25 protein-coding genes are annotated in these 21,234 nt (G+C 66.6%); 15 read left to right on the top strand and 10 right to left on the bottom strand.

What is annotated here, in order from left to right; all coding sequences use genetic code 11:
- Positions 1-7: 7 nt before the first annotated feature.
- Positions 8-685: a TetR/AcrR family transcriptional regulator gene (locus KPB06_RS10225; protein WP_059579268.1), complete on the bottom strand. Its 678-nt coding sequence runs from the start codon at positions 683-685 to the stop codon at positions 8-10.
- Positions 686-1,018: 333 nt separating this feature from the next.
- Between KPB06_RS10225 and KPB06_RS10220 the strand changes: the two genes are divergently transcribed.
- The 3 genes from KPB06_RS10220 (at position 1,019) to KPB06_RS10210 (ending at position 3,634) form a co-directional block, all read left to right on the top strand.
- Entirely contained in the window at positions 1,019-2,401 is a 1,383-nt protein-coding gene (locus tag KPB06_RS10220; RefSeq protein ID WP_089465948.1) for a sensor histidine kinase, read from the top strand.
- Positions 2,402-2,698: 297 nt separating this feature from the next.
- Positions 2,699-3,088, top strand: coding sequence for a BON domain-containing protein (locus KPB06_RS10215; RefSeq protein WP_059579260.1), 390 nt, complete (start codon positions 2,699-2,701; stop codon positions 3,086-3,088).
- Positions 3,089-3,115: 27 nt separating this feature from the next.
- Positions 3,116-3,634, top strand: a complete 519-nt coding sequence (locus tag KPB06_RS10210) for a DUF3331 domain-containing protein (RefSeq protein ID WP_226094161.1) — start codon at positions 3,116-3,118, stop codon at positions 3,632-3,634.
- Between the two features lie 5 nt (positions 3,635-3,639).
- On the opposite strand, the gene KPB06_RS10205 is transcribed toward KPB06_RS10210, so the two are convergent.
- The 3 genes from KPB06_RS10205 to KPB06_RS10195 all read right to left on the bottom strand — a co-directional run bounded on the left by KPB06_RS10205 (position 3,640) and on the right by KPB06_RS10195 (position 5,034).
- On the bottom strand, positions 3,640-4,089 hold the full coding sequence (locus KPB06_RS10205) for a universal stress protein (RefSeq protein ID WP_226094162.1): 450 nt from the start codon (positions 4,087-4,089) through the stop codon (positions 3,640-3,642).
- An 81-nt stretch (positions 4,090-4,170) separates the two neighbouring features.
- On the bottom strand, positions 4,171-4,707 hold the full coding sequence (locus tag KPB06_RS10200; protein WP_275905478.1) for an RNA polymerase sigma factor: 537 nt from the start codon (positions 4,705-4,707) through the stop codon (positions 4,171-4,173).
- 96 nt (positions 4,708-4,803) lie between these two features.
- A complete protein-coding gene (locus tag KPB06_RS10195; protein WP_226224395.1) occupies positions 4,804-5,034 on the bottom strand; it encodes a DUF4148 domain-containing protein in 231 nt (76 codons plus the stop codon).
- A 479-nt stretch (positions 5,035-5,513) separates the two neighbouring features.
- On the opposite strand from KPB06_RS10195, the gene KPB06_RS10190 reads away from it, so the two are divergent.
- The 4 genes from KPB06_RS10190 (at position 5,514) to KPB06_RS10175 (ending at position 9,153) form a co-directional block, all read left to right on the top strand.
- Positions 5,514-6,185: a response regulator transcription factor gene (locus KPB06_RS10190; RefSeq protein ID WP_059638998.1), complete on the top strand. Its 672-nt coding sequence runs from the start codon at positions 5,514-5,516 to the stop codon at positions 6,183-6,185.
- 145 nt (positions 6,186-6,330) lie between these two features.
- Complete coding sequence (locus KPB06_RS10185; RefSeq protein ID WP_089465946.1) at positions 6,331-6,714, top strand: response regulator transcription factor; 384 nt, start codon at positions 6,331-6,333, stop codon at positions 6,712-6,714.
- A gap of 133 nt (positions 6,715-6,847) precedes the next feature.
- The gene (locus tag KPB06_RS10180) at positions 6,848-7,927 is read left to right on the top strand and encodes a sensor histidine kinase (RefSeq protein WP_099318243.1); all 1,080 of its coding nucleotides are present in this window, start codon (positions 6,848-6,850) and stop codon (positions 7,925-7,927) included.
- 32 nt (positions 7,928-7,959) lie between these two features.
- Entirely contained in the window at positions 7,960-9,153 is a 1,194-nt protein-coding gene (locus tag KPB06_RS10175) for an MFS transporter (protein WP_089465944.1), read from the top strand.
- A gap of 10 nt (positions 9,154-9,163) precedes the next feature.
- Here the strand turns inward: KPB06_RS10175 and KPB06_RS10170 are convergent, their stop codons facing one another.
- Positions 9,164-9,646 (bottom strand): cupin domain-containing protein, encoded by a 483-nt coding sequence (locus KPB06_RS10170; protein ID WP_089465943.1) that lies wholly within the window; start codon positions 9,644-9,646, stop codon positions 9,164-9,166.
- A gap of 307 nt (positions 9,647-9,953) precedes the next feature.
- On the opposite strand from KPB06_RS10170, the gene KPB06_RS10165 reads away from it, so the two are divergent.
- The 3 genes from KPB06_RS10165 to KPB06_RS10155 all read left to right on the top strand — a co-directional run bounded on the left by KPB06_RS10165 (position 9,954) and on the right by KPB06_RS10155 (position 13,135).
- Positions 9,954-10,502 carry an RNA polymerase sigma factor gene (locus KPB06_RS10165; RefSeq protein WP_275905479.1) on the top strand — a complete coding sequence of 183 codons (549 nt, stop codon included), beginning with the start codon at positions 9,954-9,956 and terminating at the stop codon, positions 10,500-10,502.
- Between the two features lie 20 nt (positions 10,503-10,522).
- On the top strand, positions 10,523-11,365 hold the full coding sequence (locus tag KPB06_RS10160; RefSeq protein ID WP_275905480.1) for an anti-sigma factor: 843 nt from the start codon (positions 10,523-10,525) through the stop codon (positions 11,363-11,365).
- A gap of 306 nt (positions 11,366-11,671) precedes the next feature.
- Positions 11,672-13,135, top strand: a complete 1,464-nt coding sequence (locus KPB06_RS10155) for a catalase (RefSeq protein ID WP_275905481.1) — start codon at positions 11,672-11,674, stop codon at positions 13,133-13,135.
- 119 nt (positions 13,136-13,254) lie between these two features.
- Here KPB06_RS10155 and KPB06_RS10150 read toward each other — a convergent pair whose 3' ends face one another.
- Complete coding sequence (locus tag KPB06_RS10150; protein WP_059579231.1) at positions 13,255-14,160, bottom strand: ketopantoate reductase family protein; 906 nt, start codon at positions 14,158-14,160, stop codon at positions 13,255-13,257.
- A 255-nt stretch (positions 14,161-14,415) separates the two neighbouring features.
- Between KPB06_RS10150 and KPB06_RS10145 the strand changes: the two genes are divergently transcribed.
- Positions 14,416-15,708, top strand: coding sequence for an MFS transporter (locus tag KPB06_RS10145; RefSeq protein WP_059639005.1), 1,293 nt, complete (start codon positions 14,416-14,418; stop codon positions 15,706-15,708).
- A gap of 66 nt (positions 15,709-15,774) precedes the next feature.
- Here KPB06_RS10145 and KPB06_RS10140 read toward each other — a convergent pair whose 3' ends face one another.
- Complete coding sequence (locus KPB06_RS10140; RefSeq protein WP_059579224.1) at positions 15,775-16,671, bottom strand: LysR substrate-binding domain-containing protein; 897 nt, start codon at positions 16,669-16,671, stop codon at positions 15,775-15,777.
- A gap of 132 nt (positions 16,672-16,803) precedes the next feature.
- Between KPB06_RS10140 and KPB06_RS10135 the strand changes: the two genes are divergently transcribed.
- A complete protein-coding gene (locus KPB06_RS10135; RefSeq protein WP_060309953.1) occupies positions 16,804-17,436 on the top strand; it encodes an FMN-dependent NADH-azoreductase in 633 nt (210 codons plus the stop codon).
- Between the two features lie 125 nt (positions 17,437-17,561).
- Here KPB06_RS10135 and KPB06_RS10130 read toward each other — a convergent pair whose 3' ends face one another.
- A complete protein-coding gene (locus KPB06_RS10130; RefSeq protein ID WP_275905482.1) occupies positions 17,562-18,179 on the bottom strand; it encodes a LysE family translocator in 618 nt (205 codons plus the stop codon).
- 67 nt (positions 18,180-18,246) lie between these two features.
- Here KPB06_RS10130 and KPB06_RS10125 point away from each other — a divergent pair, with 67 nt between their 5' ends.
- On the top strand, positions 18,247-19,170 hold the full coding sequence (locus KPB06_RS10125) for a LysR family transcriptional regulator (RefSeq protein ID WP_275905529.1): 924 nt from the start codon (positions 18,247-18,249) through the stop codon (positions 19,168-19,170).
- Here the strand turns inward: KPB06_RS10125 and KPB06_RS10120 are convergent.
- Entirely contained in the window at positions 19,092-19,583 is a 492-nt protein-coding gene (locus tag KPB06_RS10120; protein ID WP_275905483.1) for a hypothetical protein, read from the bottom strand. The two genes, KPB06_RS10125 and KPB06_RS10120, sit on opposite strands and share 79 nt — an antisense overlap.
- A gap of 128 nt (positions 19,584-19,711) precedes the next feature.
- Here KPB06_RS10120 and KPB06_RS10115 point away from each other — a divergent pair, with 128 nt between their 5' ends.
- Positions 19,712-20,044 carry a cupin domain-containing protein gene (locus KPB06_RS10115; protein WP_226094168.1) on the top strand — a complete coding sequence of 111 codons (333 nt, stop codon included), beginning with the start codon at positions 19,712-19,714 and terminating at the stop codon, positions 20,042-20,044.
- Positions 20,045-20,217: 173 nt separating this feature from the next.
- Here KPB06_RS10115 and KPB06_RS10110 read toward each other — a convergent pair whose 3' ends face one another.
- Positions 20,218-20,517, bottom strand: a complete 300-nt coding sequence (locus KPB06_RS10110; protein ID WP_059579211.1) for an H-NS histone family protein — start codon at positions 20,515-20,517, stop codon at positions 20,218-20,220.
- 226 nt (positions 20,518-20,743) lie between these two features.
- Between KPB06_RS10110 and KPB06_RS10105 the strand changes: the two genes are divergently transcribed.
- Positions 20,744-21,232 (top strand): RidA family protein, encoded by a 489-nt coding sequence (locus KPB06_RS10105; RefSeq protein ID WP_099318237.1) that lies wholly within the window; start codon positions 20,744-20,746, stop codon positions 21,230-21,232.
- Positions 21,233-21,234: the final 2 nt, after the last annotated feature.

The following is a 21,234-nucleotide window of genomic DNA, read 5'->3' as shown; positions in this document are numbered from 1 at the left end:
AACGCATTCAATCGCCGGTCGATGCATCCTTGCGGACGACCCGCAGCACGCTGTCGATCACGAACGCTTCCCAGCGGCGCATGGCATCCGGCGCATTCAGTTCCTCGCCGAGGAATGCGGACAGCGTATAACGGTTCGACGTATAAAAATACGCGGCCGAAATGATCAGCAGGAATACGTCGCGTGCGTTCAACCCGCTGCGGAACAACCCCTGTTCGACACCGCTGTCGAGAATCCGTGTGACGATCTGCACCGCGTGCGACGAATATTCGCCGCGCCGCTCGAGCTTCGACAAGTGCTTGCCCTGGTGCAGGTTCTCGGTATTGAGCAGCGTGATGAAATCGGGATTGCGCCAATAGTAGTCCAGTTTGAAGCGGATCACGGACTTCAGCGCTTCGACGGGATCGGAAGGATCGGGCGCCATCCTGAGCTCCGCCTCGTCCATCCGCCGGTAGATGCCCTCGAGCACCGCGACGAACAGCCCCTCCTTGCTCCCGTAGTAGTAGTAGATCATCCGGTCATAGGACTTCGCCAGCCTGGAAATCCGCTCCACGCTGCCGCCTTCGTAGCCGTAGCGCGCGAACACCTTGGTCGCCGCGCGCAGGATCTTGTCGCGGGTTTCCTGTGCCGCTGCCTCCCGGACACCGGTTCCGCGCACCGCCTTGCCTTTTGCTGCCTGAGTCATACCGTTCCTACACCGGCACGGCCGCATGGCCATGCCGCATGAAAATACCCGAGATGGCGGCATTCCTTGAATTTGATACAGGGAACGCTACATGAATGTGAGGATTCTACTGATCTCGCGAGCGGTGCGCAACAAAAGATAAATATCGATATAAATCAATGCTTTATCGTTGTGGTTTGGGGGTGGTTGGCCGCCGGACAACGCACCGTAAACGTATCTTCACATTTTTATTTCGAGAAAGTGCTGCTAACATTCGTTTGTGGAGTACTCACTACATGAAACATAGAATTCAGGTCGGACGAGGCCGAAATCCGGTACGCGGGAGATAGACGCATGAACAACGAACTCGACGATTCCTGCAGCGCTTTCGCTGCGCGGACGGTGTGGAAATCGGCCGCCGACGCGGCCGGTCCCGACATGAGCCCGGTCCTCGACGAACTGATGGGTCGATCGCTGCTCGCGCCGGACATGCACGTGTTGCGTCACGTGTCGCGCGCGATGGCCGACGAGGTGCCGCCGGCGGCGCGCATCGGCGCGCTGCTCGATGCCGCGATGCACGGCGCGGCGGCCACGTGGGGGGCGATCGCGGTCCTGCGCGAAGGCGGCTGGGAGCGGGCCGCCGACGCGACCGCGCCGAATGCGCCGCGCCGGGAGCGACCGCCGGCCGATCGACTGCCGGTTCCGATCGTCGCCGCCGCCGTGCACCTGCGCAACGGGCTCGTGCTGCGCGATGCCTGCGCGGCCGACCAATGGCGCACCGACGACTACGTGCGCCGGCGCAAGCCGCGCGCGGTGATCTGCGTGCCGATCCGATGCAACGGCGCATTGCTCGGTGCGCTGTATCTCGAACACGGCGACTTGCCGGGCATCTTCACGCCGGCGAAGGTCGCGCTCGTGGAGATGATCGCGCTGCACGCGGGGTTCGTCCTGGAGAACCTGCGGTTGCGCGACGAGCTTGCCGTGCAGCACGCGCGGCTGTCCACGATGGAAGCGGCGATGCGTGACGCACAGTCCGAGATGGATCGCGTCGGCCGGCTCACCGCGTACGGCGAGCTGGCGGCGTCTATCGTGCACGAGGTCGCGCAGCCGGTCACGGCGATCGACACGTCCGCGCGCGCCGGGCTGAACTGGCTCGATCGCGGCGTGCCGAATATCGACGCGGCCCGCGAGATGCTCGCGCACATCTGCGCATGCGCGGTGCGTGCGCGGACCATCATCAGCGCGTTGCGCGCGAAGGCGCGGCAGGCGGCGCCGGTGTTCGCCGAGTTCGATCTCGCGGATGCACTGCGCGAGACGGCCGACATCCTGGAAAGCACGCTCGACGCGATGAAGGTGCGTTTGCGGATCGACGGATGCGCGGCGCCGCTGCCGATGCACGGCGAACGCACGCAGTTGCAGCAGGCGATCATCAGCCTGCTGATGAACGGCGCCGAGTCCATGCTGCGCACGCCCGAGCACGAGCGTGTCATCGTACTGACGTGCGAGTCGGACCGGAACCGGGTGTGCATCCGGATCGACGATCGCGGCGACGGCTTCGATCCGCAGCTGGCCGCGCGTCTCTTCGAGCCGCTGTTCACCACGAAGCCGCACGGAATGGGCATGGGATTGTCGATCTGCAAATCCATCGTCGACGCGCATCACGGTCAGCTCGCGCTGACGCCGCGGCAGGACGGCGGAACGCGGGCAACGGTGACGCTTCCGCTGTTTCCGATGTGAGCGCGCCTGGTTCGACTGCGAGCGGATGCACATGAACGGACCGGATGCCTATACCAACGTATGCGATACCTCATGCCGATGCATCACCCCGAACACCTGCAGATGCTATGGAGCGCGTCGACGCATCCCCTTATGCTCGATCCACCGGTACACGGATCGCAACGGCGACGGTTCCGCGGCATGCGTCGTGCCCGATGCGCGAAGCTGCGCACGCGCGATCCGTTCGCATCGTGACGATGCAGGTCACCGGCACATGCGTAGTGGTCGACTCGATACCAGACATCCAAGGAATCCATCATGAAACTCCGACACATCGTCGTAACCGGCGGCCTGGCCGTCGTCCTGATCGCAGGCGTCAACCTGCGCGCGTTCGCCGACGAGCGGCTCGATACGGCCGGCGCGAACGCCGCGGTCACGTCGACGCCGGCGGCCGGCACGTCGAAGAAGGCGGTACGGGCAGCCAACCGCACGTTCTCGCGCACGGTCGAGAAGGCGTTGTACCGGACGAAGGGGCTGGAAGGCATGCCGATCGCGGTGTTCGGCAACGCGGCGACCGGACGCGTCACGCTGTCGGGCCAGATCACGAGCGAAGACCAGGATCGTCTGGCGGTCGAGGCGGCGCGCAAGGTGCGCGGCGTCACGTCGGTCAACAGCCGGCTCACGCTGCGCGAGGAAGGCGGCGCCTGAGCGACGCGCGGGCGCATCGCCGGCGGCATGCGTGCGCCCGCTTTCATACGACTGACCCGATCGGTGGGAGAAAGGGTGATGGCGACACTGCCTGAAGCAGACATCATGATTCGCACGTTGATCAATGTCCTCCATCCTTCGCTGGAGCAACGCGACGTGTGCCTGCAGGCGCAGCGCACGCGATACAAGTCGCGTCGTCTCGGCTTGCGCCTGGACGACGACGATCGCGCATTCGCGCGAGACGAGCCGCTTTCCGCGATCGCGGTGATCGAGCGCCTTTCGTCGTCGTTGATCAGCGTGTCATGGAGCGATGCGCGTTCGGGGCGATACACCGAGCAGATCTGGTGCAGGAGCCGCGCGCGCGCGCCGGCGGTCTGCGCGTTGACGGGGCGCGCGATCGAGCGCGGTGACCGCGTGTTTCGTCCGCGCGCGAGCGATGTCTGCCTGAGTGCCAATCGGCAGCGCATGATCCTCGCCGCGACCATTGCGCCATGCAGCGACGCACCGGTGCACGACGCGGTCGAGAGGGTCGAGGCGGCCGCGTGACGGGCCTAGGCCGCATCGACCGTCACGACGATCAGGGACACGCCGCGAAGGCGCTCGGCCAGATCGAAATGGACGGGGCGCCCGCGCCACCAGCGCGCGATTCCGCTGCGGGCCCGGTGCCCGACGACGACGAGGTCGGCGCGCGTCGTCATCGCATGTGCGGCGACGGCATCGGCCGCACGTCCGAAGCGCACGAAGCCGCGCGCGACGATGCCGTCGTCGGCGAGCGTGCCGAGCGCGCGTTGCAGTTCGTCGCGGGCGAACTCCTCGAGACGACGGTGCGCGAGATCGCTGAGCAGCCCGGCCGACTGCGCGTTCGCGGTTGCCGGGTCGACCACGGCCACGACGTCGACCGCGGCGGACAGCGCGCGCGACAGCGCCGAACATCGCGCGAGCGCGGCCTGGGCCTCATCGGTTCCGTCATAGACGAGTAGCATCCTGGAAAGCGCTGACATGTGGGTTTCGAGTCGTGAAGGGCCGGGTGCCTCCGTCGTCGCGGAGGCGCTTGCCTACACTGAACACGCGACGCGCGCGGTTTATTCCGCGGCCGGTCGTGCAAGCCGCGCGTGCGCCGTGCCGGATGCATCGAGCGCGACGCGAATCGCTTTGCGCGCCCGCGATATCCGGCTCATGATGGTGCCGACCGGGACGTCCAGTGCGGCGGCGGCTTGCCGATAGCTGAGTCCGTCGATGCTGACGAGCAGCAGCGCGCTGCGCTGCGATGCCGGCAACCGCTCGACGGCGGCGAGGATCTGGCCGACGGCGACGCGCGTCTCGGATGCGGCGCGCGGATCGGCGACCGTCTCCGCCGCTGCGTGGCTCCATTCGAGCAGCAGGCGAACGCGATGATTGCGCCGGCGCAGTTCGTTGAGCCAGATCGAATGGATGATCGAGAAGACCCAGCTGACGGGCGATGTGCCGGCCCGCAACTGATGCGCGCGTTCGAGGGCGCGAAGGCAGGCGCGCTGCACGAGCTCGTCCGCGTCGTGTCGATTCGCGGTCAACCGCATCGCGAACGACCGCAGGCGCGGCAGCAGGTCGGGAAGCATCGTTGCAAGTTCGGTTCGCTTCATGGGAAGGCGGCGTGCCCGAAGTCGCGGGGGCAACGCGGTGACGGCGCGGATGCCGGCGGTGCGCGCCGGTACCCGGCCGGTTGGCAGGACGGGCGATCAATGCCCGGAATAGAGCTTCCTGAGCGCGTCGAGCTCGCCGTTCTGACGCGCGAGCGCGAGCTCGTGGCGGACTTCCGAGCGGGTCTTCGGCATCGCGGCGACGGGCGCCCATTGCGTGGCAGCCGGTGCGTCGTAGCCGGCGGCGGCCGATTCGGCGGGGGACGCCGCGTACACCGATGCGGTGGTTGCAAGGGCGGCGAGCACGAAGGTGATTTTCGAGGCATTCATGTGAATCTCCTGGAGCGGGATGGATGGGAACGTCGTCGCGGCACCCGATGGCGACGCCCGCAGAGGCCGCCGCGTCGTGGTTGGCGTCAGGTGCCGCCGTGTGTGTATTGAGCGCCTGGCAGGTATCTCGCATGTGTCCGGTGCGCGCCGTTTTGCAAGGTCATGTATCGATGCGAAAACCCGATACATCCGGATACAGATGCGCGCGACGGCGGGCGCAAGCGGAGCGGGTCGGGCAGGCGCCGTTCGCGTTCGTCTGCGCGCTGGCGCCGCCGTACGCGCGAGTGCCGCGCGCGTGACGAAGTCGAGGCGGGGCATGAACCGCGGGTGCGCGGCCCGCGGTTGCCGCGGCGGAGGGCGGCTGGAATAATCCGCGGGGGGTGCGTGTTTTCAAGGGTGCCGCGCGCCGCGCGGCGTGCGTCGCGATGCCGTCGAACCGACCGCGGCCGCTCCAGCACATTCACAAGCGAAGAATTGCAATGCCCGAGATCAGAATGCCAAACGTGGCGCCTTCATCCGAAGACCAAAGCGGCCGTGTCGTCTACGTCGTCGACGACGACGAATTCGTGCGGGCCGCGTTGACCGGCCTGCTGCGCTCGATCGACCTGGAGGTGCACGCATTTGCGTCGACCGAAGCATTTCTCGCGGCGCCGAAGGGCAGCGGCCCGTCGTGCCTCGTGCTCGACGTGCGGTTGCGCGGGCAAAGCGGGATCGCGTTCCAGAAGTCGCTGGTCGAGAACGGCGGTCCGCAGATGCCGATCATCTTCATGACGGGGCACGGCGACATCGCGATGACGGTGAAGGCGATGAAGGCGGGCGCGGTGGATTTCCTGACCAAGCCGTTTCACGACCAGGAAATGATCGATGCAGTGGTGGCGGCGCTTGAGCGCGACGCGAAGCGCCTGGAGGCCAGCCAGTCGCTGCTCGACCTGCGCGCATGCTGGGAATCGCTGACGCCGCGCGAACGCGAGGTGCTGCAACACGTCGCGACGGGGCTGATGAACAAGCAGGTGGCGGGGAACATGGGCATTGCGGAGATCACGGCGAAGATCCATCGCGGCCAGGCGATGCGAAAGATGAAATGCCGTTCGGTCGCCGAACTGGTGCGCAAGATGAGTGCGCTCGGCATCGAGCTGCCCGCCGGCGATTAGCGTGAACCGGCCCGGGCCGAGCGCGGTCGGCGCAAGGCCGACCCATACGTAGATATGGTGGCGGCGCGGCAGCGCGCGGGTATGCTGGCGATCTGGATCGCAGTATGTGGGACGGGCCGGTCCGTTCCCCTCGCCATCAGCACGGATGCCTCTTTCACTCTCAGCCACCGATCTCGTAGCGATTGTCGACGACGACCCGTTCGTGCGCGCCGCCGTGAGAAGCCTCGTGCGGTCGCTGGGCGGGAACGCGTGCGAGTTCGCGTCGGGAGCGGCATTCCTCGCGTCGGACGTGTCGCGCCGCGCGGGTTGCCTGATCTGCGACGTCCAGATGCCGGCGATGGACGGCATCGACCTGCTGGCGCGAATCGACGCGCTGGGCCTGCGCATTCCTACCCTGTTCGTCACGGCGTTCGCGACGGCGCGCGAACGCGAGCGCGTGCGCGCGAGCACCGCGCTGTGCCTGCTGGAAAAGCCGCTCGATGCGCGGGAGCTCGAAACGTGGCTCGCGCGCGCGCTCGGTTGCGTCTGATCGGCGGCCGTGCCGCGCTGCCAACCTAAACCTTCGTAGGGGATGAATGGCCGCTTGTTTGATGGTGCGCGGCCCCGCTGCGTGTTTTCATCTGTCTCGTACCGTCCGCGGCGACGGCGACAGGAGAACCAAGATGGCGAACTTTCCGACTTTATCGTCAGAAGCCTTGTTTGAGTCCAGGCTCACGCGCGCGCTGCGCACCCTCGTCCGCACGATCTTCGCGCATGCGCGCGAGTTCGTCGTCTGGCCGGTGCGCTTCATGCTCGCAACCGGTGTGCTGCTGGCTGCGGCGGCGATGTACGACGTGCGCGCGATGCTCGCGCGCGCGTGGCAGACGGCGGCGACGCACGAGCTGTTGATCGCCGCTGCATTCGCGGGCCTGGTTGCACTGGTCGCGGCGGTACTGGGGCTGAAGCTGCTCCGCCTGATGAGACTGGACGCGACCGTCGGCCGCCTGGCCGATGCGATCGGGGACAACGGCATCGAATCGCTGCCCGACACGTTGATCCAGCGTGGTGCGCCGTCGGTGGCGAAACTCGCGCGCGCGATCGACGGCGCGCACCGCCAGCACGCCGAGCGCATGACGGAATTGCTGCACGTGCTGGCCGCCTATGCGCATGATCTGCGTACGCCGCTCACGCGGTTGATGCTGCGCAGCGGGATGCTGGAGGACGGCGCGTTGCGCGACGCGATCGAGCGCGATCTGGCGGAGATGAATGAGCTCGTCGAGGCGAGCCTTGTGTGCGCACGGCTGCAATGCAGCGTGCCGGAGCCGCCGCGCCGCGTCGACGCCGATGCGCTGCTCGGTGCGCTGGTCGGCAACTATCGCGACGCCGGCCAGCGCATCGGCCTCGACGGACGCGTGGGCCTTCCGCTCGTGACCTTCCCGCATGCGCTGCGCCGTGTGCTCGTCAACCTGATCGACAACGCATTGCGTTATGGGGACGACGTTCGCGTATGCGTGCAGGTCGACGCGCGGCGCGTGATGCTGACGGTCGTGGATTCCGGGCCGGGCATCGTGCCGGCGGAGCTCGAGGCGGTGTTCAAGCCGTGGTACCGCGCGCCGCAGACGGCCGCGCGTGCGCCGGGCTCGGGGCTCGGGCTCGCGATCGCGCGTCGGTTGACGCGGGCGATGCAGGGCGAACTGCAATTGAACAATCGCAGCACCGGCGGCCTCGAGGCGACAGTGACGCTGCCGCTTGCGGTCGCGTGAGCCGATACGGCATGTCGAAACGAACAGGGGGCGTGATGGCCGGTGCGGATACGATGTCCCCGCGCGTCGCGTCGTTCGTGCTGCTCGGCGCGCTGCTGACCGCGTGCGGATACGGCGCGACGTTCCTGCTGTCGATGCATTTCCGCTCGGCGGGCGGGGGCGAGATCGATACCGGCATCGCGCTCGTCCAGGCGCTGGTCGGTGCGCTGCTCGGCTTGCCGCTCGTCGCGTGGCTGGCCCGCTGGATCGGCACGGCCCGCACCACCGCGCTGGCCGCGCTGATGGTCGGCGCGGGCGTCGTCGGCTTCGCGCTGATCGGGCGCACCGGCTCGTTGAGCGCCGTGCCCGGGCTGCTCGTCGGAGTCGGCTGGGGCGGCTTCTATCTGGCCGCGCCGATGATGCTCGCCGAGCGCACCACCGATCACGAGCGCGAGCGCTGGTTCCTGCGGTTCGGGTCGTTCCAGATGGCCGGCGTCGGCGGCGGGCCGGCGGTTGCGGCGCTCGCGATACGCAACTGGCACTGGACGACCGGCACCGTGTTTTGCACCGTCGGCGGCTTGTGCGCGATGGCCGCGCTGATGCTCGAGTATTTCGGCCGCCTGTCGCCGGCGTCGCCGCCGGCCGCACGGCCGGCGCGCGACCGGTGGGTTCGCGAGATGGCGGCGATCGCCCGCACGAACGCGATCTATCCGATCGCCATCATCGCGCTCGGCTCGAGCGTGTTCTCGGGGCTGATGACGTTCCAGATGTCGATGGCGACGGAAACCGGCGTGAAGGCCGGAACGTTCTTCGGCCTGTATTCGGCGACGGTCGTCATCATTCGCTGGCTGCTCGGCGCGCTCGTGATCCGGATGCGCGTCGACGCGACCACGCAGATCCTCCTCGGCTTCATGATCCTGAGCGTCGCGGTGACGTTCGCGGTGCCGCACAACGCGCTGCTTCACTCGGCCAGCGCCGTGCTGCTCGGCACCGGCTACGGCCTGATCTATCCGATCGTGCAGGCGCAAGCCGTCAACAGCGCGCACACGCGGCACCGGCACGCGGTGCTCACGTGGTTCGTCGCGTCCTATTTCGTCGGCGTGTTCGGCTTCCCGGCGCTCGGCAGCCTGGTGCTGGTCAACCTGGGCCGGACGATGCTGCTCACGCTCATCGCCGCATGCGGATTGGCGGCGCTGGTACTTTCCATCGTCGAACACCGGAAGCGGATGGCGCCGGCGGCGTGCTGAGCCCCGTGCGCTATCGCGCCGCTGCCGGAGGTTGCGAGGCGGAGGGGGCGGGTTTCGCGTCGTCGGGGTTGTACGTGGCGTAGAGCTTGGTATAGCCCGGCGTGTCGAAATGCCCGGTCCATCCCTTCGGCAGCGTGACCGCTTCGCCGGTCTTCACGACCATCACCGAACCGTCGGACGACGTCAGTTTCACGCTGCCGGACAGGAAGTACAGGAATTCGTTGTACGGCAGCCCTTGCGGACCGGCGATTTCCTCGTGCGAGGGCCCGGATCGGTACACGCCGGTCTGGAAGGCCGTGTCGGTGGACGTGAACGTCACGGCATCCGCATCGTGCCCGGGAGCGGCATCCTGCTTCGCCGCGTCGCCGCGCGCGAAGATGGCGCCGGCCAGGTCGGAGGCCGACGCCTTGATCGGCTTGATGGTCTGCGCGCACGCTGCATTCGAGATCGCGATGCCGGTGAAGACCAGCGTGGCGAGTGCATGTCGGTACATCGGTAGTCTCTCCGTGGAAGTTGTCCTGGACGAACACGCGAAAGGGTGCTCGCCGTTGCAGCGCCATTCTCCTGGAAAAACCTGTGCGTGGGCGAACCCGTGTCGGCCGCGTGCCGACCGATTTGTATCGTATTGCGTACGTGCGCGGCATGGATACATCGCGATGCAGATGGAATATCCGGGCTGTCCAGCTGTTTACGGGCTGGAGGGGCGCTGCCCGGTCAATTTCGCCAACACCCATGCACACACGTCAGATACTGCAGTCGATCAACGCCGGCCCGGCGAAACCGCGGGGGGCTCGACGTCGATGACCGCCGCCGAACTGTCCGCGCTGCTCCCCGCAATGCTGCCGCGGCTGTGGATTTTCGCGCTGCGCCTCGCCGGCGATCGGCACGATGCCGAGGATCTCGTGCAGTGTGCGTGCGTGCGCGCACTCGAACGCGCCCATCAGTTGCAGCCGGAAACCGCGCCGCTCAGCTGGATGTTCTCCATCGTCCAGTCCACGTGGCTCAACGAGCTTCGCGCGCGCAGCGTGCGGCGGCGCGCGGGCATGGACTGGGACGATGAACTGCTGGAAACCGTGGCCGATCCCGCGGCGTCAACCTTCGAGCAGCAGGCGCTCGATGCACAGATCGTCCGGGCGGTGCAGCAGTTGCCGGAAGCGCAGCGCGTCGTCATGTTGCTGGTCGGCGTCGAGGGTTTCACGTACAGGGAAGCGGCCAACGTACTCGACGTACCGCTCGGCACGGTCATGAGCCGGTTGTCGCGTGCACGCCAGGCGATCGGTGCGCTGTTCGGCGAGCAAGGCGCACCGCGTGCAACGCGCGCGGCGAATGCCGAAGACCAGGGGGCATGAAAATGGACGACATCCTGCTCATGGCATACGTGGATGGCGAACTTGCGCCGCATGAACGCGCAGAAGTCGACAGGGCGATCGAAACGTCGGCAGAGATCGCCGCGCGCGTTGCGTTGTTCGAAGCGTCGGTGTTGCCGTATCGGCGTGCGTTCGAGCGACAGCCGGTGCCGCCCGTGCCGCCGCGCCTCGTCCGCGAGGTCGACGGGCTCGCGCACGCGCATGCCGCGCCGGCGGCGCCGTTCGCGAACGCAGACGATCGGCGCGCCGCGGTGCCGGCCTCGCCGCCCGGGCGCTCACCCATGCGCGCGATGGTGCCGTGGCTCGCGGTGGCCTTCGTCGCCGGCGCGTTCAGTTGCGGCGCCATCCTGCGCCACGCCCCGGACACGGCTGTGCGCGATGTCGCGGCACAGCGCGAATCCGTGACCGCGCAGGCGACGATGTCGCCATGGATCACGGCGGCCGTGAACTACCAGCAGCTTTACACGCGCGATACGGTGGCGTCCGACGCATCGGATCTCGCTGCCGTCGCGCGTACGGTCGACAGCGTTCACCGTGTCGACGGGCTGCCGATCCGGATTCCGGACTTGCGCGCGGCCGGTCTGACGTTCAAGCGCATCCAGCGCCTGAACTTCAACCGCAAGCCGCTCGTGCAGATCGTCTATCTGCCCGAGAAGGGCCTGCCCGTCGCGCTGTGCGTGATGAAGGACGAACGACCCGATACCGCGCCCGGCCGTCGGCAGGTCGGCAACATGGACGTCGTGACCTGGCGCCGGGCCAGCCTGGCCTACGCGCTGATCGCGGCGGCCGGAGAGACGGACCTCGGCGCGCTCGGCGAGCGGATCGCCGCCGATGAACGATCGTAAGCAACACGAATGGGCACGCCGAGGTTGCCGGCACCGCGATGTCGCGATGAGGCGATCCCGTGCGGCGCGCGACGCCGCCGCTACGGCTTCACCGCATCGCGGGTGCGTGCCGGCATGGTCCGAACAGGCGTGACGGCGCGGCGCGTACAAACGGATACACGCCAGACAAATCCCGGATACATCGCCCGTTTCTAATCGATGCATGGATCGGCCGACGGCCGTCCTCACGACGCGCGATACCTGAACCCGTGGCGGGATGCGCGCGACTGACGAATCGAAACCGCAGACGGTTGGGGGAAACTGGACATGTCAGAGAATCGGGTTCCGCGCGAACTTGCGCATGCGAACGGCGCACCAGTCAGCAACAACGTGAACATCCAGACGGCCGGCCCGCGCGGCCCCGCGTTGCTGCAGGACGTCTGGCTGATCGAGAAGCTCGCGCACTTCGATCGCGAAGTGATCCCGGAGCGCCGGATGCATGCGAAGGGTGCCGGCGCATACGGCACCTTCACCGTGACGCACGACATTTCGCGGTATACGAAGGCGAAACTGTTCTCCGGGATCGGCAAGCAGACGCCGATGTTCGTCCGCTTCTCGACGGTGGCCGGCGAGCGCGGCGCGGCCGATGCGGAGCGCGACATCCGCGGCTTCGCGCTGAAGTTCTACACCGAGGAAGGGAATTGGGATATCGTCGGCAACAATACGCCGGTGTTCTTCTTTCGCGATCCGCTGCGCTTTCCCGATCTCAACCATGCCGTCAAGCGCGACCCGCGCACGGGCATGCGCAGCGCGGAAAACAACTGGGATTTCTGGACGCTGCTTCCCGAGGCGCTGCACCAGGTGACGATCGTCATGAGCGAGCGCGGTATTCCGCGCTCGTACCGGCACATGCACGGCTTCGGCAGCCATACCTACAGCATGATCAATGCGTCGAACGAACGGACGTGGGTGAAATTCCACTACCGCTCGCAGCAAGGCATCGAGAACCTGACCGATGCGCAGGCCGAGGCGCTGATCGCGAAGGACCGCGAAACCCATCAGCGCGATCTGTACGACAGCATCGAGGCCGGCAATTTCCCGCGCTGGACGCTGTACATTCAGGTGATGACTGATGCGCAGGCGAAAGCGTTCCGGTTCAACCCGTTCGACCTGACCAAGGTATGGCCGAAGGCCGAATTTCCGCTGATCGAGGTCGGCGAATTCGAACTGAACCGCAATCCGGACAATTTCTTCGCCGAAACGGAGCAGGCCGCGTTCTCGCCCGCGAACGTCGTGCCGGGCATCGGCTATTCGCCCGACCGGATGTTGCAGGCGCGCCTCTTTTCCTACGGCGATGCGCAGCGATACCGGCTCGGCGTGAACTTCGCGCATATTCCGGTGAACGCGCCGAAGTGCCCGTTCCACAGCTATCACCGCGACGGCGCGATGCGCACCGACGGTAATCTCGGCGGCGCGCCCGCGTACTGGCCGAACAGCAGCGGCGCGTGGTCGGACCGGCCGCAACTGGACGAACCGCCGCTCGAACTCGACGGCGCGGCCGCGCACTGGGATCATCGCGTCGATGACGACCATTACCAGCAGCCCGGCGATTTGTTCCGGCTGATGGACGCACGGCAGCGGCAGCGTTTGTTCGACACCACCGCACGGCAGATTGCCGGCGTGTCGCCGGCGGTGCGGCAGCGTCACATCGACAACTGCTCGCGGGCGGACCCGGCGTACGGTGCAGGCATCGCCGCCGCGCTCGAGCGATTGTTCGCCGAACGGGGATGACCGGCGGTATCCGGCGCTGCGCAACGGCAAACGCCGCGACCCGGTGACGAAGCGGGCTGACCGGGGAGCGGTGCGGAGAACCTGCACGGCGCAAGCGGGTTTGCATCGACCGCCGCCCGTCACGCGCGGGCGGCGGCCTTCGCTTCGAGCATCTTCACGAGCAAATGGAGCGTCCGGTTGACCGGCGTATCGATGCCCGCGGCCAGCCCGCGCCGCACGATCGCGCCATTCAGGTGGTCGATCTCGCACGGTTTGCCACGCGCGAGATCCTGCGCGGTGGATGAATACTGGCCGGCGGGAATCGTCGCTTCGATTTGCGCGACGATCTCCGCCGGCCCCTCGGTGAAATGGACGCCTTCGGCGGCCGCCACGGCGAGACACTCGGCGACGGCCGCGCCCATCGTCGCGCGCAGCGCGTCGCGATGCGGCATCTCGCCGAGCGGCAGATGCACGATCGCGGAAATTGCGTTGTACGCGCAATTCAGCATGAACTTGCGCCAGAGCGTCGCGCGCACGTCGTCGTCGATCCGGGTCGGAATGCCCGCTTCGCGCAGCACGTGCGCGAGCCGCTCGCTGGACGGCGACGCCTCGATCGCGAGATCGCCGCGGCCATGGTGCAGCAAGTAGCCCGGGCCGGCCATTTCGCTCGCCACGTAGACGGCAGCCGAAATGACGGGGCGGTCGAGCTCGGCGCGCAGCAGCGCGGCGTTGTCCACGCCGTTCTGCAGACTGACCACGATCGCGTGCGGGGCCAGCACGTCGCGCAACGCGCGTGCCACGTCGGCGGTATCGCCGGACTTCACGCAGACGAGGACGACCTCGGCCGATCGGGCCGCGTCGGTCTGGATCGATGCGTCGACCGGCACGCGCTGGTCGAACGTGCGCGTATGCAGGCGCAGGCCGTGGGCGCGGATCGCGTCGACGTGAAGCGGCCGGCCAATGAACACGACATCATGGCCGTGCAGCGCGAGCATGCCGCCGAAGTAGCAGCCGACCGCGCCGGCGCCGAGAACCGCAAACCGCATGATTGCTCCAGATGGGAAACCGTCGACGTGTCATGCATGCGGTATCCGCATGTGACGGGCCGGGCCAACGGGCCCACCCATTGGTATAGAACACGCGAGTCGCGCCAACTATTCCCGATGGGGCGGCGACCGGTCTCGAACCGTGTGCCGAATCATCGTCACGCAATGGAATGACCGCTACTGCTCAGGTGTTGTTAGCCAGTAGCACGCCGTCGGCGTCTCCCGCTTCCCCTTCCTCCGGACCTTTTTCAGAAGATGAATTCCACCCATCCGCTTTCGCTTCCGGCCGTACCGAACCGCCCGCTGACCGGCAGCGATCACCGAACGCTCGTGCTCGCGGCGCTGGGCGGCGCGCTCGAGTTCTACGACTTCGTGATTTACGTGTTCTTCGCGGCCGTCATCGGCCAGCTGTTCTTTCCGCCGGCGATTCCCGACTGGCTGCGCCAGCTGCAGACCTTCGGCATTTTTGCCGCCGGCTATCTCGCGCGGCCGCTCGGCGGCGTGGTGCTGGCTCACTTCGGCGATCTCGTCGGCCGCAAGCGGATGTTCACGCTGAGCGTGATGCTGATGGCGCTGCCGACGCTCGCGATGGGCCTGCTGCCGACCTACGCGTCCCTCGGGATCGCCGCGCCCGTGCTGCTGCTGGTGTGCCGGCTGTTGCAGGGGGCGGCGGTGGGCGGCGAAGTGCCTGGCGCGTGGGTGTTCGTGGCCGAGCACGTGCCGCCGCGCCATGTCGGCTACGCGTGCGGGCTGCTCACGGGCGGCCTGACGCTCGGCATCCTGCTCGGCTCGCTGATCGCGTCCGCGATCAACCATCACTATTCGCCGGCCGCGATCGACGCGTATGCGTGGCGGCTGCCGTTCGTCGTCGGCGGGTTGTTCGGCGTGCTGTCGGCGCTGTTGCGGCGCTGGCTCGACGAAACGCCCGTATTCGTCGAAATGAAGCGGAACCGGGCGCTCGTCGCCGAGGCGCCGTTGAAGACGGTACTGCGCGACCACGGCCGCGCGGTGATCGCGTCGATGATCCTCACCTGGACGCTCACCGCGGCGATCGTCGTCGTGATCCTGATGACGCCGACGCTCGTCGCCAAGCGCTTCCATATCGCGCCCGCGCTCGCGCTGCAGGCCAATTCGGCCGCGACGTTCTGCCTGACGATCGGATGCGTCGTCGCCGGGTCGATCGCGGGGCGAATCGGCACGGCGCGCACGATCTTCGTCGGCTGCCTGTTGCTGGGTGCATCGTTCTGGTTGATGGCCGCGCGGCTCGCCGTCGATGCGTCGCTGCTGCTGCCGCTTTACGCGGCTTGCGGCTTCTTCGTCGGTGCGGTCGCGGCCATTCCGGTCGCGATGGTGCGCGCGTTTCCGCCGGCCGTACGCTTTTCCGGCATCTCGTTTTCGTACAACGTCGCGTATGCGCTGTTTGGCGGCCTCACGCCGGTGTTCGTGTCGTTGATGCTGAAGACGAATCCGCACGCGCCGGAATTGTACGTAGGCGTGCTCTGTGTCGCCGGCGCGCTGACGGGTTTCGCGTTGCGTCCCGCGCGGTAGCACCGCGGCCGCGCCACGCACGACGCGCGGCCTTCCGCATGTGCCGGCGCCGCGGCCCGTGGGCGTTCATGCAGGCGTGACACCGTGACGATGGCGGCGCTTGCCGGCGCCCGTGCGGGCCGCCGTCTCGTCCAGAATCGTCGCGGCGAATTCGACGGCCGCCGGCATCCGCGGGTCGTGCATCATCACGAATTCCATATCGGGCAGCCGCGGCAAGCCCTCGGGCGGCCCCAGTTCCCGCAGCGTGTCGTCGATCGCGCTGCGCGGCATCGGCGCGATCGCGATGCCGGCCCGTGCGAACGCCAGCACGCCGGCCACGCTCGGGCTTTCGCACGCGATCCGGTAGCGCATGCCGGCCAGCGCGAGCGCCTTGATCGCGGCGCCGCGGTATGGGCACGGATCGGGGAAGCACGCGAGCGGCACGTCGCCTTCCGGAAGCGGCTCGTGGCGCGCGAATGCCCAGGCGAGCGGCTCTTGCCACAACGTCGTGCCGTGGCCCGCGTGCGAGCAGCGGCTCCCGATCACGACATCGAATTCGCCGCGTGCGTGCCGGCGAAACAGGCTGTCGCCGATATCGACGGCGAGATCCAGCCGCAGGCCGCGCCGGGCGGCGCCATGGCGGCGCATCAGGTCGGGCAGCCAGCCGCCCGCGAAGTCCTCCGATACGCCGATCCTCAGCTTGACGTCGGCCGCTCGATCCGTTCCGAGCCTTGCCCGCGCTTCCTCGCTCAGGTTGAGCATCGCGCGCGCGTAGCCGAGCAGCGTTTCGCCATGCCCGGTCAGCGTGACGCTGCGCGTATTGCGCACGAGCAGCGCCTGGCCGACCTGTTCTTCGAGGCGAACGATCTGCGCGCTGACCGCGGACTGGCTGAGATTCAGCCGGCGCCCGGCGCCGGTGAAGCTGCGCACGTCGGCGACCGCGACGAACGTATGAAGGAGCGCCGTGTCGAGGGGAGGATTCATTCATCACCCGTTTGGGTTAATTCGATCAATTAATATCGCTTCCAGATTATAGGCCGACCCGGTAGGCTGCGAAGCACGGTGGGCGAGCGCGCATGGGGCGCGCCGCCGTCACTCCTGACAAGGACCGGCTCCATGACACGCGTGCTCTATATCGAAGGCTCACCCAACAAGGCCTATTCGGCATCCATCGAGGTGTGCGATGCATTTCTCGACACCTACCGGCAGGCTCATCCCGATCACGAGATCCGGAAGCTCGACATCTGGGATCTGCCGATGCCCGAATTCGACGGGGCCGCGCTCGCCGCGAAATATGCGGGATTGAGCGGCACGGCGTTGACGCCGGAGCAGGCGGCCGCGTGGCGGCAGATCGAACGGCTCGCGGCGCCGTTCCACGAAGCGGACAGGTTTTTGTTCGGCGTGCCGCTGTGGAATTTCAGCATTCCGTACAAGCTCAAGCATCTGATCGACGTGATCTCGCAGAAGGACGTGTTGTTCACGTTCGACGAAACGGGTTTTACCGGCAAGCTGGCCGGGAAAAAGGCGGCGGTGGTCTACGCGCGCGGGCTTGCCTATCAGTCGCCGGGGTCGTTTACGCCGGCCGCCGAGTTCGATCTGCAGCGCCCTTACATGGAAACGTGGCTCAAGTTCGTGGGCGTGACGGACATCACCGGGATCGTCGTCGAGCGCACGTTGTTCGGCCCGGACGGGAAGGTCGATCGGAGCCGGGCGATCGACGAAGCACGGGCGATCGCGCGTACGTTCTGAGGTTGCCGGCGCCGTGCATACGGGTGCCGTGCATACGGGCGTCGTGCATACGGGCGTCGTGCATACGAGCGCCGTGCATACGCGCGTCGGGCAATCGGCGCCGCGTATGCGCCGAGGGGCGAGCGTCAGCGCGCGCCACGTGCGATGGCGAGCGCGACGCCGAAGCCCACCAGCAGGCATCCGAACGTGCGGTCGATCCAGTGCCGCAGCGACAGCAGGCGATCGCGAACACGCGTGGCCGAGAAACAGATCGCCACGAGGCTGAACCAGCCGGCGTGTGCACCCGCGATGAATGCGCCGTAGCCGATCTGCACGATCAACGGCGTGTCGGGCCGGACGGCCTGCATGAACAGGCTGACGATGAATACCGTGGTTTTGGGGTTCAGCGCATTGGTCAGGAAGCCCGTGCGCAGCGCGGCGAGATCGGACAGCGGCGCGACGGCGGCGTCGGCTTGCGCATCGCCGGCTTTCGTCATGAGCATTCTTGCGCCGAGGTAGATCAGATAGATCGCGCCGATCAGCTTGACGGCATTGAAGAGCCACAGCGACTGACGGATCAGGAGCCCGACGCCCAGCAGCGTGTAGCTCACGTGGACGATCACGCCGAGCCCGATCCCGCATGCGGTGAGCACGCCGGCACGACGCGACAGCATCAGGCTGTTGCGCGTGACCATCGCGAAGTCCGGGCCGGGGCTGATGACGGCCAGCAGCGTAATGGTGACTACGACTATCAACTCGGTCATGGCGTCGCTCCCGCGATCGATGTCTTGGTGGCACAATCCTACCCACCATGCTTCATCGGGAAAAACGATGCTTTCTGACCGGAATGGTGAGTCTGAATCACAATCGATCCGTACCGGCTTGCCGTCGCTGATGGCGCTGCGTTGTTTCGAGGCGGCGGCGCGCCACGAGAATTTCACCCGCGCGGCCGACGAGCTGTGCCTGACCCACGGCGCGGTCAGCCGCGCGGTGCGTCTGCTCGAGGACGATCTGGGCGTGGCGCTGTTCGAGCGGCGCAGTCGTCGCGTGTTCCTGACCGAGGCGGGCCGCACGCTCGCCCAGGCCGTCCACGATGGCCTGGGGCTGATGCGTCACGCCGCCCACACGTTGCGCGCCGAGGCCGCCCGTACGCGGCGGTCGGTCCTGTCGTGCGAGCCGACGCTGCTGATGCGCTGGCTGATCCCGCGCTGGCCGGATTTCCAGGCGCGGCATGCAGGCATCGACATCCATCTGGCCGCCGCGGGCGGGCCGTTCTCGTTCGACGGCGGTATCGACATGGCGATTCGTCGCAACGATTTCGCGTGGCCGGCGGCGTATCACGCCGAGCATCTGTTCGCCGAACGGGTGGGGCCGGTTTGCCGGCCGGACAAGGTCGGCGCGTGGTTTGCGTCGCGTCGCGGCGCCCGTGCGCTGAAGCACGACGCAGTGCTGCTGCATGCGCGGACGCGGCCGGACGCGTGGAATGCATGGGCGGTGGCCGCGAATCAGCCGGCCGCGGGCCGGCGCGGGCAGCGGTTCGATCACTTCTACTTCAGTTTGCAGGCGGCCGTCGCGGGGCTCGGGGTGGCGATCGGGCCGTGGCACCTGGTGCGCGACGATATCGAAAGCGGTGTACTGGTTGCCCCGATGGGATTTGTCGAGGATGGATCGGATTACTACCTGTTGACGCCGGCGCCGGTGGCGGACGGGAGTGCGCAGGCGGCGTTGCTGGGGTGGTTGAGGGGGATGGTCTGACGCGAGCCGCCGGGCGGGATTTCAAACGACCGGCGAAGACGCGTGCCCGGATGCGCGACGCGCCAATCGATGCCGGGCGCCGCGAGGGCCGGCACTTCGTTGGCGCCCGTATCGATATCGACGGCCCGGACAATATCGTCGCTGATCGAACAAACGCAACCGCGAATCGAAATAAAGAATGAATGTACGGGCCGATGCTTGCTCATGCCGGGCAGCGAACGGAAAATGCGTCGATCGACACACGTTCGCAAGCCCGTTATTCGCGTGAACAGCCCAGGCTCGACGCTGCGCAGGCCGGCCGGATGTCGGCCCGCTTTAACCGAAATGGCCCGTGGTGACATGCACGTCGCTAAAAGAATGCCGGTGCGTGCTTTATCGCTGCAACGAATGAGCGCCGGTGAAATCGCCGTCATTCTTCATCTTTTTGACGCGGCTTTTAACGACATTCGTGCAAACCCGGGCGACGTCAGCGTGCAGCGGACATTGCCCGGCGCCTTTAAACCCGTATCCTTTACCCGACAGTCAATGACGAGGCGAAGCCATGCCACTTCAAACCGGTAATTTATTCAGCGTCGAAGGGCGGCGCGGCGGCGACGAGCGAATCGACATGCTCGTGACGGGCGCGCGCGTGAATGTCGAGCGAATCGTATCGATGGGGCACGCGAGCCCGGACGGATTCTGGTATGACGACGCGCGGGCCGAATGGGTCGTGCTGCTGTCCGGTGCGGCCGTGCTCGAATTCGAAGAAAATGCAACGCGGCTCGACATGCACGCCGGAGATTACGTGCTGATCGAGCCGCATTGCCGCCATCGTGTCACGTGGACGCATGACGAAGTGCCAACCGTCTGGCTTGCCGTCTATTACGAACGCTGAAGAAAAGGATTGGCGTGCGGCACGCGCGGTCGATAGACCGGTGCGCGACACGCCGATCGGGCAAAACCTCGTCTACCGGTGCGGCCTGGGAATACCGCCGGTATCGATGCCCCAATCAATGCCGCAATCGCCGGACAGCGCGTTCAATCGCGCGCCGGCACAGGGCGGGAATCTTATTCCTGGATCAGGAATCGATTGCGATTCTTCGCATCCTTGATCCATGCGGGCGCGCGACCGCGGCCCGACCAGGTCGCCCCGGTCTTCGGATCGCGATACTTCGCCTGCACGGGGGCGCCCGCCTGTTTGGACGGCCGACCGCGGCGCGTACCGAAAATGTCTTTTTCGGTAATGCCGTATTCCGCGACTTTGGTGCGGATGTCGTCGACGATCGCCTGGAATTCCGCGACGCGCGCTGCTTCGGCTTTTTCGGCCAAAGCATCCATTTGGGCTTTCAGTTCCTTGTAAGTTGCCATATATCACTCTTCAGGTTGTGTCCATACATGATAGCGGTTTCAGCCCGAATGATGAAGAAAATTGCGCCGACTACGAATTCCATTGTCGATATGGCAATGCGCGACTGCTTCGAACACCTGAGAAGTGGTTCGATTGGATCGTTTGCGTCCGATCCTCTCATGCGGGACAAGCTTCGGAGACTCAATTATTCTTTATCTCTTTTCAGAAGGATTGGGGAATTCACTGATGAACAGGGATGACAGACTGAAACAGGTCGCCGCCGATTTCGGATTCGATCCGGACGAAACGATCCGTATTGGCGGAAAGTACACGCCGGTTCTGGTCGATGGCAGGACGGCCTACATTGCCGGCCAGATTCCGCGAATCGGGGAAGTCGTGCATTTCGTCGGTATCGTGGGCGAATCCGTTTCGCTGGACGACGGCCGCCGCGCGGCCGGTATCTCGGCGCTGCGTGCGCTGTCGCTGATCCGCAACCAGTGCGGCACGCTCGATGCGATCGCGACGGTGCCGCGCATGACCGTGTACGTGCGAAGCGCACCGGGCTTCACGATGCAAAGCGAAGTGGCCGACGGCGCGTCGGACGTGTTGTACGCGGTGCTCGGCGACGCCGGTGTCCATACGCGCTCGTCGGTCGGCGTGCTGCAATTGCCGAAGGGCGCGGCGGTCGAAGCCGATTTCATCTTCGGGCTGAATCGCGGCGCCGCTGTCGGTTGATC

This window comes from Burkholderia semiarida (assembly GCF_029268935.1).
In the GTDB taxonomy this organism is placed as follows: Bacteria; Pseudomonadota; Gammaproteobacteria; order Burkholderiales; family Burkholderiaceae; genus Burkholderia; species Burkholderia semiarida.
This window is presented reverse-complemented; position numbering and strand designations above follow the sequence as displayed.